Source organism: uncultured Altibacter sp., from assembly GCF_963972995.1.
Taxonomy (GTDB): domain Bacteria; phylum Bacteroidota; class Bacteroidia; order Flavobacteriales; family Flavobacteriaceae; genus Altibacter.
In genome coordinates this window covers 1-13,039 of sequence record NZ_CAXAXI010000011.1, presented here as the reverse complement: position 1 = coordinate 13,039, position 13,039 = coordinate 1, and the positions used below count along the sequence as shown (strand labels likewise).

The 13,039-nt window shown below is 43.3% G+C and carries 8 protein-coding genes; 7 read left to right on the top strand and 1 reads right to left on the bottom strand.

Features of this window, described 5'->3' with window-relative positions:
- Window positions 1-96: 96 nt before the first annotated feature.
- Genes AACZ11_RS06300 through AACZ11_RS06290 form a run of 3 tightly spaced genes read left to right on the top strand, consistent with a single transcriptional unit; the run spans window position 97 to window position 4,166 of the window.
- Window positions 97-2,505, top strand: a complete 2,409-nt coding sequence (locus tag AACZ11_RS06300; RefSeq protein WP_290624912.1) for a zinc-dependent metalloprotease — start codon at window positions 97-99, stop codon at window positions 2,503-2,505.
- A gap of 11 nt (window positions 2,506-2,516) precedes the next feature.
- A complete protein-coding gene (locus AACZ11_RS06295) occupies window positions 2,517-3,140 on the top strand; it encodes a hypothetical protein (protein WP_290624911.1) in 624 nt (207 codons plus the stop codon).
- Window positions 3,141-3,143: 3 nt separating this feature from the next.
- The gene (locus AACZ11_RS06290; protein WP_290624910.1) at window positions 3,144-4,166 is read left to right on the top strand and encodes a GntG family PLP-dependent aldolase; all 1,023 of its coding nucleotides are present in this window, start codon (window positions 3,144-3,146) and stop codon (window positions 4,164-4,166) included.
- Window positions 4,167-4,394: 228 nt separating this feature from the next.
- On the opposite strand, the gene AACZ11_RS06285 is transcribed toward AACZ11_RS06290, so the two are convergent.
- On the bottom strand, window positions 4,395-5,852 hold the full coding sequence (locus tag AACZ11_RS06285; protein ID WP_290624909.1) for an aminoacyl-histidine dipeptidase: 1,458 nt from the start codon (window positions 5,850-5,852) through the stop codon (window positions 4,395-4,397).
- Between the two features lie 88 nt (window positions 5,853-5,940).
- Here AACZ11_RS06285 and AACZ11_RS06280 point away from each other — a divergent pair, with 88 nt between their 5' ends.
- The 4 genes from AACZ11_RS06280 (at window position 5,941) to AACZ11_RS06265 (ending at window position 12,892) form a co-directional block, all read left to right on the top strand.
- The gene (locus tag AACZ11_RS06280; RefSeq protein ID WP_290624908.1) at window positions 5,941-7,440 is read left to right on the top strand and encodes a serine hydrolase; all 1,500 of its coding nucleotides are present in this window, start codon (window positions 5,941-5,943) and stop codon (window positions 7,438-7,440) included.
- A gap of 85 nt (window positions 7,441-7,525) precedes the next feature.
- The gene (locus AACZ11_RS06275) at window positions 7,526-8,527 is read left to right on the top strand and encodes a DUF3810 domain-containing protein (protein WP_290624907.1); all 1,002 of its coding nucleotides are present in this window, start codon (window positions 7,526-7,528) and stop codon (window positions 8,525-8,527) included.
- A gap of 99 nt (window positions 8,528-8,626) precedes the next feature.
- Window positions 8,627-11,593 (top strand): amidohydrolase family protein, encoded by a 2,967-nt coding sequence (locus AACZ11_RS06270; protein WP_290624906.1) that lies wholly within the window; start codon window positions 8,627-8,629, stop codon window positions 11,591-11,593.
- A 6-nt stretch (window positions 11,594-11,599) separates the two neighbouring features.
- Window positions 11,600-12,892 (top strand): amidohydrolase family protein, encoded by a 1,293-nt coding sequence (locus tag AACZ11_RS06265; protein ID WP_290624905.1) that lies wholly within the window; start codon window positions 11,600-11,602, stop codon window positions 12,890-12,892.
- Window positions 12,893-13,039: the final 147 nt, after the last annotated feature.

Below are 13,039 nucleotides of genomic sequence, written 5' to 3'. Positions count from 1 at the left end.
ATTTTATAGTTTTAGGGCTAACTAATTGTTTAGTAGTTCTAAACGCGACCTTTTCAAGGAGCAAGAGGAGAGAATTGCTGTCAGAAATCAAATTGTATGAAATATGTGATCTGTTGTATCGCTTTTTGCTTCGGAATGACTAGCGTTTCGGGGCAATTTTTAGCAAAAAAAGAAAAGCTCCAAAAGTTTGAAGGTTTTTTTAATTTCCATTATTCTGAAACAGAAGGAAACATCTATCTGGAGGTTGATCAACTGGATACCGAATTCTTATATGTTCACTCCTTGCGCACCGGTTTGGGCTCCAACGATATTGGTCTGGACCGAGGGCAATTGGGGGGCGGTGAGGTTGTCAAGTTCGTGAAGGCAGGCAATAAGCTGTTACTTATACAACCCAATCTTCAGTTTCGTGCCGAAACTGATAATGAACTTGAAAAACGTTCCATCTCAGAAGCTTTTGCACGTTCGGTCCTTTTCGGTTTTGAGATCAAGGAAACTAAAGAGGCGACCTTTATCATCGATCTTACGCCATTCCTGCTTCAAGACGCTCACCAAGTAGCCCAAACTTTAAAAAACAACAAAGAAGGCACGTATAAGCTGGACAAAGACCGCAATGCTATTTGGATGGAACGCACAAAGGCATTCCCAAAGAATGTGGAGTTTGAAGCGATGTTGACCTTTACCGGAGAACCTTCGGGACAACACTTAAGAAGCGTTGTTCCTAATCCAACTTCAATTTCGGTGATCCAGCATCACAGTTTCGTGGAGCTGCCAAAAAATAATTACAAGCCAAGGGCGTTCGACCCACGAAGCGGTTCCTACCCTATGAGCTATATGGATTTCAGCACCCCTATTTGGGAACCTATTACCAAGCGGTTCATTATGCGCCATCGTTTGGAAAAAAAAGATCCCAAGGCTGCATTGAGTGAAGCCAAAGAACCCATTATCTATTATCTGGATCCAGGAACCCCGGAGCCCGTTCGTTCGGCTTTACTGGAAGGAGCACGCTGGTGGAATGAAGCTTTTGAAGCGATTGGATACGTAAATGCTTTTCAAGTGAAGATGCTGCCTGAAGATGCCGACCCCATGGATGTACGGTACAATGTGATACAATGGGTACATCGCTCCACCCGCGGTTGGAGTTATGGATCGACCATTTCCGACCCCCGTACGGGAGAGATCATAAAAGGGCATGTGAGTTTGGGTAGTTTGCGGATCCGTCAGGATTTTATGATCGCGCAGGCCTTAATGAATCAGCCTTTTGCGGCAAGTGACACCAATCATCAACAAATGCTGGACATGGCGTTGGCCCGCATTCGGCAGCTATCGGCCCATGAAGTAGGACATACTTTGGGATTCGCTCACAACTTCGCTGCCAGTACCAACGAGCGTGCCAGTGTTATGGATTATCCGCATCCTATGCTTCGCTTAAAGAATGATACCGTAGATATTAGTGAAGCCTACGCAACCGGGATTGGTGCCTGGGATAAGGTCACGGTAGCTTACAGTTACGGCGATGTCCCTGCCGGAATGGACGAAACCACCTATTTGAGGTCGATTTTGAAAACCGCCTTCGATCAAGGGTTGCGGTATATCACCGACAGTGATGCCCGGGCGAGGGGTGGAGCACACGCCAGAGCCCACCTATGGGATAACGCAGAGAATGCTTCGGAAGAACTTGAAGCCGTGTTAGCGCTTCGGAATAAAGCCATATCTAATTTTTCTGAAGAGAATATTCGTGCCGGGGAACCTTATTCGGTCTTAGAAGATGTCTTCGTACCATTGTATTTTTACCATAGGTTTCAAACCGAAGCGGCTGTAAAATTGATCGGCGGATTGGAATACGATTATGCGGTGAAAGGGACAGATGAAACAATTGTAAAAACCCTTCCGAAGGAAGAACAACAGAATGCTCTTAGTGCAATACTTACAACATTGGATGCCGAAACCTTGGCCATCCCTGAAGCCAAACTGAATTTATTTCCACCCCGTGCGTACGGATATTGGAGAACCAGAGAGTCGTTTAAAAGCAATATGGGCGTTGCATTCGATGCTCTGGGAGCGGCAGCAACCGCCAGCGACATGACATTGGGGTTACTGTTACATCCCGAACGCGCCAACAGGCTGGTGCAACAGAAGGCACTAGATCCTAAGACTATAGGCTTGGAAGACGTATTGAACCAATTGGTGAAAGCCACCTTCTCTCCTTCGGGAAAAACCCAATATCAAAAGGAGGTGCAAAACACCATTCAATATAGAACATTGCAACAGTTAATGCAACTCTCACTTCACAAGAATGCCCTTCCGCAGACAAAAGGGATGGTAAACGAGACCATTGATAGGCTTGCGAGAGAACTTTCAAAAAAGGAAGATGCCTTCAGCAAACAACTAAGCCGGGAAATTACTATTTTTAGAACGAAACCCGAAAATTTTACTTCCGTGGTGGTGCCGGAGATACCGGATGGCAGTCCCATTGGGAGTTTTCAATGTTTTACCATTCACCCATAAAAACATCAAAAATGAAAAATTTTATTCTTTTTATCACGCTACTAGCCGTAACTGTGAGTTACTCGCAACGCGATGAGGCCTATGTCCGCTCTGAGGTATCCAAATTTGCTGAAAGCTTGCAGGCGAGAGGGATCTCTACATTTTTTATCAATGAACGGTTTTGCACCGGGACGGTAGAAATGTTTACCTTGGACGATGGAACACGGTGTACTTCGCAAGGAACTTATTTGGAAAGTTATGTTTTTTGGGAAGAGGAGGGCCAACCCATGATCAAGAAGTTTGATAATTGCGGGTGGTTCTATAGTCTTCCTTTGGACACAACTGAGGTCATAAATTATTACAAGGAGCATACTACGGACTTACAAACCAATAAGGTAAAAAGATATGATTCGGGCCCTATACGAACCGGCCCACTCTTACGTACCGAAGTGACCAATTGTCATAGAGGCTTTCACTTTTATGATTCAGAAGGTGTCAGCAGTCAAGAATACAATCTACTTTATTTAAAAACCAATCGAGATGCTCCAAACTTAAATGCAGACTATAACAACGCATTGAAAGTAGTTCAACTAGATAAAAAATTAGACGCAATCATAGATAAAATGAACCCCCAATTTCGAAGACAAAATTTATAATCTATGATCATTGACCTACGAAGTGATACGGTGACCAAGCCTACCAAAGGCATGATGGAAGCTATTCTCAATGCCGAAACGGGAGATGACGTTTATAAGGAAGACCCCACGGTTAATAAGTTGGAAGCAAGGCTTGCAGCAATGTTTAATATGGACGAAGGTTTGTTCTTTCCAACAGGCAGTATGGCAAATCAAGCGGCCATTAAAATGCACACACAACCCGGGGAACAATTGATCTGCGACAAGTGGGCGCATGTCTATAATTATGAGGGCGGTGGTGTTTCTTTTAACAGTGGAGTTTCCTGCAAGCTCGTTGATGGTGATCGCGGAATGATCACGGCCCAACAGGTAAAAGATGCTATCAATCCTCCCGACTTCTATCACAGTCCGTTAACATCCTTGGTTTGTTTGGAAAACACCACAAACAAGGGAGGGGGAGCCTGTTATGATTTTGACGAGATGTTGCAAATTCATCATGTTGCAAAAGATAATGGTCTGAGTTTACATCTGGATGGTGCACGGTTAATGAATGCAATTGTGGCTAAAAAGGAGGACCCAAAAAAATACGGAGCGATCTTCGATACCATCTCTATTTGTCTCAGCAAAGGTCTTGGTACTCCCTTAGGAACAGTTTTGATAGGAAATAAGACCGTCATGCAAAAGGCAATGCGTGTGCGAAAAGTATTGGGCGGAGGGATGCGTCAAATAGGTTATATGGCGGGAGCCGGGTTGTATGCTCTCGATCATCATGTTGAGCGCCTAGCCGAAGACCACAAGAAGGCTAAACAGATCGCAGCGATATTAGAAGCACAAAATTATGTTCACAAGGTTGAGCCTACCGAGACCAATATTGTAATATTTTATCTTTCCGAAGGGATTTCTGAAACAAAATTTATGGAAGACCTCTCAAAGTTGGACATTAGAATTAGCAATATGGGGCAAGGGAAGCTACGTGTTGTAACACATTTAGACTATACCGATGCCATGCATGACCGTTTTTTGAATGTATTGAGTACTTACAATTAAACAAAACGTCTTTTCTAAAGTGCCTCAAACAGAGAACCATAATATTTGGGTATTGTAATGGGACATTGCGGTCTGTAAAATATCGTCCATGACATCCTGAAAATTACGCAAGTTGCAGAAACACTGCTTACTAACGTACTTGTTGAAGTCAACAGATTATTGAATTGTGATAAACGTGTACAAATGACTCACATTGTTTAGGCACCACATCACATATAGAGATAGCTGTTATTTCTTTGGAATATTCTTTAAGATCGCCAATACAAATTCCCAAAATTTTTGAGTGGAAGAAATACTCGCACGTTCATCCGGTGAATGCGCCCCTCGTATGGTGGGGCCAAATGAGATCATATCCATATCGGGATAATGTTGCCCAAGGATACCGCACTCCAATCCGGCATGACAAGCGGCGACGTGTGCTTTCTCACCATTCAACTTTGTATACAGCTCGTCCATCACTTGTAAGATAGGGCTATCCATGTTGGGGGCCCAACCCGGATAGGAACCTGAAAATTGCACGTCACAACCCGCCAACTCGAACGTAGCCTTTAAAGCATTTGCCATGTCGTTCTTTGAAGAGGCGACAGATGAACGCGTCAAACACTCAATTTTGATAGCACCTGCGGCAACAGTGATCTTTGCAATATTGTTTGAGGTTTCCACGAGGTCTTCAATTGCGGGGCTCATTCGGTACACCCCGTTATGCGCAGCGTACACAGCCCTGAGAAGTTGCTCTTGATGAGTCGCATCCATCACTTTTTCTGCGGAAGCGGAAGCGGCTTTAAAAGTGATGCTCAATCCCGGTTCCAACAGTTTGTATTCTGAAAGTATCGCCTCTTTTTGAGCATTGAACGCAAATCTGAAATCTTTTTCGTTTTCGGAAGCGATTACCACCAAGGCTTCGCTCTCTCGTGGAATAGCATTTCGCAAACTCCCTCCATGTATGGAGTGGATATGAAGATATTCTCGTGTAGCGTACAGCAAGCGATTCATTAGTTTGTTTGCATTACCCAATCCTTTATGAATATCCATCCCGCTATGCCCGCCCTGTAATCCCTTTACCGAAATCGTCCATGATTCGGCCGTTGAGGGACTCATTACTTCATCATACGTCCGGGTTGCAGTAATATCAACTCCTCCGGCACATCCAACGCCAATTTCATCATCCTCTTCAGTATCAAGATTTAAAAGGATATCTCCTTGTAACAAACCGCCTTTCAATCCCATAGCTCCGGTCATTCCGGTTTCCTCATCGATCGTAAATAATGCTTCCAGTGCAGGATGTTCGATGCTTTCACTTTCAAGAATCGCCATGATGGTGGCGACACCCAGACCGTTATCGGCTCCTAAGGTAGTCCCTCTTGCACGTACCCAGTCCCCATCTACATACATATCGATTCCTTGGGTATCAAAATCGAATTGGGTATCGTTGTTCTTTTGATGCACCATGTCTAAGTGAGATTGCATCACTACCGCTTTTCTGTCTTCCATTCCGGGTGTCGCGGGTTTTCGAATGATCACATTCCCAACCTCATCTTCTATTGTTTCAAGCTTCACACGTTTACCGAATTCTTTCATAAAGGCGATCACTCGTTCTTCTTTTTTTGAAGGGCGCGGCACTGCATTCAAATCGGCAAAATTTTTCCAAACAGCTTTGGGTTCCAAATTTTTTATGGCTTCGTTCATAGTATTATTAAAATATTACGCAAAGTTACAAGCTTTTATTACTTTTATAAAAGATTCACAAAATAGATTGGTTGCAAGATCTTCACCTATGACTAAAAACTTTTTAACGGGGATTCTTCTATGTTGTATTTCGGTGCAAGTTGCTACGCAAAACCTCTCTCAGGAACTCGACATTGTATTTTCAGATTTTGAACTGATGGGAATGTCTGTTTGGCTCTCGGTTGATAATAAAGAAACAGAGTATCATTTTGGGCTTCGAGATTTTGACCGCTCCTTGCTAATCACTCCGCAAACACATTACCGTATTGCCTCCGTCTCAAAAGCTTTTACGGCCTTGGGAATTTTAAAACTTTACGACCAAGGTGCGTTCGAGATGGATGATGCAATTTCGCCATATCTTGGGTATATGGTTGAAAATCCTTCCCACCCCGGGCTTCCCATCACTTTTCGAATGCTTCTTTCGCATACTAGTAGTTTGCAGGATGGAAGCGGATATGCCCCTTTTTTGGCGGCTACCTATTCGCAAGACCCAATTCCAAGCATTGCTGAGGTACTTATTCCGGGAGGGGTCTATTTTTCCTCCAATATGTGGCGCAGTGAATCGCCGGGGACCTTTTTTGCTTACAGCAATTTGAATTATGGTGTTTTAGGAACTCTTATAGAGAAAATAAGCGGAGTAAGATTCGATACTTTTATGAAGAATGAGATTCTTGTCCCCTTAGGGATTTCGGGTAGTTTCAATATTCAGGACCTCCCGGATATTAATGATGTGGCCGTATTATATCGCAATCAGGGTGGATGGCAACCTCAATACGACAACTATCAAGGGAACATGCCCCCACCTCCGAATCTGGGGAGTTATGTCCCCGGAACCAACGGGGTTTATTTCGCTCCCCAAGGAGGATTGCGCATTTCAGCTTCCGATACGGGAAAATTTCTTCGGTATTTGGCAACCAATGGAGGTGCTTCTAATTTGCAAATTTCAGAAGATACATTAATATTAATGAAATCCTTACAATGGGATTATAACGGAACCAACGGCGATATGTATTCAGGTCTTTTTAATCGTTGGGGACTCGGATTGCACCACGCAAATATCACTCCAAACGATGCGATATGTGAGTTTGGTAATTTCTCCTCGTTCTTGGGACACCCCGGTGAAGCGTATGGATTGATAAGTGATGCCTATTTTCTTGAAGAGTATAATGTTTCATTTTCGCTCCTTATTAATGGAAGTTGGAACGGATATCAAGCCGGGGCGGTATCATCCTTTTATACGGTGGAAGAGGCAGTGTTTTCGGCACTGTGTGATCACATAAATGAGCAATTATTCATCACAGACCTCCTAACCGACACTCTTAGCGTGTATCCGAACCCTGCTTCGGAAACACTGACCCTTGAATTGTCCAATTTTCAGCAAGTAGAAAAAATTACAATCACAAATGCGCTTGGACACCCTGTGCAGGTTCCATATTCCACACACACGACCGGCCGGGTATACGACATATCAACACTCGCTTCCGGCATCTATTTTTTGTCCTTTATGAATCACGAAACTTTCATCACTAAAAAGATACTCATTGAATAAGATACCTCGAGGAAAATTTTCATTTCGAAATCCGAAGTTATTATTGGCCCTTTTACTACCTGTGCAAATCATTTGTCTGCAAATATTGAGACATTACCCTCATGCCGTTGAAATGTATTACAGTCAAGGTATTTATCCTATCTTATCAAAGATTCCCAGATACCTTTTCGGATGGATCCCTTTTTCAATTGGAGATGTATTTTATCTATTATTGATCATCTTGGCCTTGCGCTGGATCTATAAGAACTATCATAGATTGTGGCGTGAACCTGTTTGGTTCTTTGTAGATATAACGGCGACCTTATCCATCATCTATTTTGTATTTACTATGGTTTGGGGGCTAAACTATTATCGGCTTCCGCTTCACACCACTTTGGAGCTTAGTAGTGATTACACGACCGAGGAACTTATACATACTACAAAGCGCCTTATTGCAAGATCTAACCAATTGCATCGTGAATTAGGCTATGCCGACAGTATTAAGATCGAGCTTCCATATACCCAAAATGAGATGTTCGAAAAATCGGTGAATGGCTATAAACGATTGGAAAAAGAATTTCCAAACCTCGCGTATGCTCCTAAAAGTATTAAAAAAAGCGGGTGGAGTTTGGGGCTAACATATATGGGTTACAGTGGTTATTACAACCCTTTTTCGGGAGAGGCACAGGTGAATAACCTTATAAAGACCTATAAGTTTCCTGTGGTGAGTTGTCACGAAGAAGCGCACCAAATAGGTTATGCACGAGAAAATGAAGCAAATTTTATTGCGACATTAGCAACACTGCACAATGAGGATCCCTATATTCAATACGCCGGATATATCTTTGCACTGAGGTACTGTATAAATGAGATCGCCAGAAGAGATATTGAAACTTACGACGCCATTTTACTTACTGTAAATCCGGGGATTTTAGAAAGCTATAAAGAGATGAGAGAGTTCTGGGCAAGCTATCAAAATCCGTTTGAAACCTTTTCAAAAACCTTTTGGGATCAATTTTTAAAAGCCAACAATCAATCGCAGGGTATCATGAGTTATAGCTATATGGTCGCCTTGGTCGTGAATTATTTCGAAGACAAACCTTTATAATGTTAAAATTCTTAAGAAGTTGTTAAAACCGGTCTCAGCTATGCCGTAAACTTAGTTGAGCTTCCTATATTTAAAACTTCTTAAAATTAAATCCTTCAAATGAAAAAAAGCTCTAGTATTCTCCTCGCATTCTTTTTTACATCGCTGCTTACAGCACAGGTCTATTTTCCTGAAAACGACGGTCTTAAGGAAAAGAACAACAATTATACGGCATTTACAAATGCTACCGTATTTGTTACTCCTGCCGAAGTGATCAAGAACGGGACCTTATTAATTCAGAACGGAAAAGTGATCGCTGTTGGAAAATCGGTGAACATCCCAAAAAATTCGGTTATTGTGGATCTTGACGGGAAGTATGTCTATCCTTCGTTTATTGATCCGTATACCGGCTTCGGAATAGAAAAACCAAAAAGAGCCGAAGGAAACGGCCGTTCCCCGCAGTATGAAGCAAGCAGGGAAGGTTATTATTGGAACGACCACGTGATGCCCGAAAACGCTGCGATCTCAAAATTTAAGTATGATAGTAAGGAAGCTGATGAATTTCGGAAGGCAGGTTTTGGTGTGGTTAATACACATATTATGGACGGCATTGCTCGAGGAACGGGTGTTCTCGTTGCTCTTAATGATACTCAAGGTGATGCCAACCGCATCATTGAAGATGCTTCAGGAAATTTCTTTTCATTCGAAAAAAGTGTTACCAGCAGACAATCGTATCCCGGATCTCTTATGGGCTCCATGGCATTATTACGACAAATGTATCACGACGCCGATTGGTATTCAAAGGGAAATGCGCCTACCAAGGACCGCTCTTTGGAGGCACTGATCGAAAACAAGAACCTAGTTTCTTTCTTTGAAGCAGGTAGTAAGTACAATAACCTACGTGCCGATAAAATTGGTGATCTCTTCAATATCAATTATGTGATCGTCGGGGGCGGGGACGAGTACGAGCTCATAGAGGACATTAAAGCAACCAACTCAAAATATATAATTCCGGTGAATTTCCCCGATGCCTTTGATGTTAGCAACCCCTATTTGGCCAATTATATTTCTTTGGAAGACATGCGTGCTTGGAATCAGGAGCCCATGAATCCGAAAGTACTTTCAGACAATGGTATTGTCTACGCACTTACCACGCACGAGCTTAAAAAGCCTTCAGAATTTAGTGAAAAACTGAACAAGGCATTCGACTACGGACTTAACAAGACCAAGGCACTGGAGGCACTTACCATTATTCCGGCGTCCCTCTTAGGGCAAAGTGATAAAATAGGATCCTTACAGCCCGGACGCTATGCCAATTTTCTGATAACCTCAGGACCAATCTTCGAAAAAGAAACCACACTTTACGAGAATTGGGTGCAAGGGCAGAAAAATGTGATCAACGATATGGACCAAAAGGACATTCGTGGTAGCTATAGTTTGGCTGCCAACGGAAAGAACTTTACGTTGACCATCTCGGGAGAAGCATCTAAACCAAAATCGGAAGTAAAATTGGGTGAAACAACGTACCCTTCAAAATTGGACTATTCCGGCAATTGGGTCACTCTTTCTTTCACCGATGAGGCCACCAAAGAGAGCTATATGACGTCTTCTTTGATCACTTCGGAAAGAGCCCCTTTTACGGGTAAGCTAATACTTCCCAACGGGAATGAAACTAATTTTACCGCTGTTAGAACCGGCGATGCTTCCGAAGCAAACGACAAAGAAAAGAAAGAGAAAAACAAAGATAACGCTCCGGAGATCGTTCCGGTGACCTATCCAAACGTTGGTTACGGTTTTGAGACCAAACCCCGCCAACAGGATATGTTGTTCAAGAATGCTACCGTGTGGACAGGTGAAGCCGAAGGTGTCTTGGACAACACAGATGTGCTGGTAAAGAACGGAAAAATCGTAAAGGTTGGAAAGAACCTTTCGGCGGGAGGCGCCACCGTCATTGATGCTACAGGAAAACACCTAACAGCCGGTGTGATCGATGAGCATTCACATATCGCCGCACTGGCGATCAATGAAGGAGGACATAATTCTTCGGCCGAAGTGACCATTGAAGATGTTGTAGATCCCGAAGATATCGATATCTATCGCAACCTTGCCGGGGGTGTGACTTCCATTCAGATACTTCATGGTTCGGCGAACCCCATAGGCGGTCGCTCTGCCATAATCAAACTAAAATGGGGCGAGAATGCCGATGAACTTATCTATGACAACAGTCCGAAATTTATAAAATTCGCTTTAGGGGAGAATGTAAAGCAATCCAATTGGCAAAGTTTTGAACGTTTTCCACAAACGCGTATGGGGGTGGAACAATTATTTGTAAACTACTTTAATCGCGCAAAAGAATACGATGCCAAAAAGAAGAGCGGGCAACCCTATCGCTATGACGAAGAAATGGAGGTCATTGCAGAGATCTTAAACGGAGAACGGTTTATTAGTTCACATTCCTACGTTCAAAGTGAGATCAATATGCTCATGAAGGTTGCCGAACGATTTGGATTTCGGGTGAATACCTTTACGCACATTTTAGAAGGATATAAGGTAGCCGACAAAATGAGGGAGCACGGTGTGGGTGGCTCAACCTTTAGTGATTGGTGGGCCTATAAGTTTGAAGTGAATGATGCGATCCCCTACAACGCTGCTATTATGAGTAACCAAGGGGTTACCGTAGCCATCAACAGCGATGATGCCGAGATGTCCCGAAGATTGAATCAAGAAGCAGCAAAGACTGTGAAGTACGGTGGAATGAGCGAAGAAGAAGCGTGGAAGATGGTCACGCTCAACCCTGCTAAATTATTACATCTGGACGATCGTGTTGGAAGTATAAAGGAAGGTAAGGACGCCGATCTTGTACTATGGACAGATCACCCGTTATCGGTATATGCCAAAGCCGAAAAAACAATCATAGAAGGTACAGTATATTTCGATATGGCCCAAGATAAGGCCAAACGTGAAGCGATCGCTAAAGAACGAAACAAATTGATTAAAATGATGCTCACCGAAAAGGAAGGTGGGGGAAAGACCCGTCCGCCCCAACGAAAAGAAAATATCCAATTTGAATGTGAAACCCTAAACTAAACGAAAATGAAAACATTACAGAAATTAGGCATGCTAATGGCATTGAGTATAGGGTTGAACGCATCAGCTCAACAAACCCCTGCTCCTGCTCAAACCGAAACGATCACAATAACCGGAGCCACTGCGCATCTCGGGAATGGAACTGTTCTGGAGAACAGCGTGATCACTTTTGAAGACGGTAAGATCACGATGGTTGGCGGACCTAGCAGTCCGCCAAAAGGAACCATCATTAACGCTCAGGGAAAGCACCTTTATCCCGGTTTCATCGCTCCGGCAAAATCGTTGGGTTTGGTTGAAGTTGATGCAGTACGCGCCACGAACGATCAAGATGAGTTGGGAGATTACATCCCTAACATTCGAAGTATTATAGCATATAATGCCGAAAGCAAAGTGGTGGAAAGCATGCGCCCAAATGGCGTATTGCTTGGCCAGATTGCGCCACAGGGCGGCATGATCTCGGGAACCTCTTCGATTGTGCAGTTTGATGCTTGGAATTGGGAAGATGCGGCTATAAAGGTAGACGATGGCGTACACCTCAATTGGCCCAGCAGTTTCCGGCGCGGACGTTGGTGGATGGGCGAGGACCGCGGTTGGAGTCCAAATAAAGAGTATTTGGAAGATATCAACACGTTAAAAGGGTTCATTGCGAATGCAAAAGCTTATGGAAACAGTGATGCTTCCTATGAAAATGAAGGATTTAAGAATATGCAAGGACTCTTTAACGGAACTCAGAAGCTATATGTCTATGCCAATGGAGAAAAAGAAATGATCGACGCTGTCTCTACTGCTAAGGAGAGCGGTATACAGCATGTTGTGATCGTGGGTGGCTATCAGGCACATAAGATCATTCCGTTTTTAAAACAAAACGATGTAGCTGTTTTGGTGCGTCATACACATTCCCTGCCTTTCATGGAAGATGATGATTACGATTTTCCATACAAATTACCCAAGTTGCTGGTCGATGGCGGTTTATTGGTAGCGATACAGAATTCGGATGCAGCGAACTTTCAAACCCGAAACCTTCCGTTTTATGCCGGACAATTGGTAGGGCAAGGCATGGATAAAGAAATCGCACTGCAGTTGATCACGTCCAACACAGCCAAGATATTAGGAATAGATGATACCTACGGAATGTTGGCACCCGGAAAAAGTGCTACCTTCTTTATTTCTGAAGGAGATGCACTGGATATGAGAACCAATAAACTTACCCATGCATTTATCGACGGAAGACAGATCTCCTTAGAAACACATCAAACCGAACTTTGGAAGCGCTATTCTGAAAAGTATTCCAGACAATAACCGGCAAAATAATAAAGCAACTCGAGTGAAATATCCCAAAATGGGACACCTTGGCAGCAATTTTTTAATTATGAGCAGTATACTCAGTTTACTCTACTATTTTTACATCTGCACCGGGAGCATTTTTTGCTACTGAAGCCATACCGT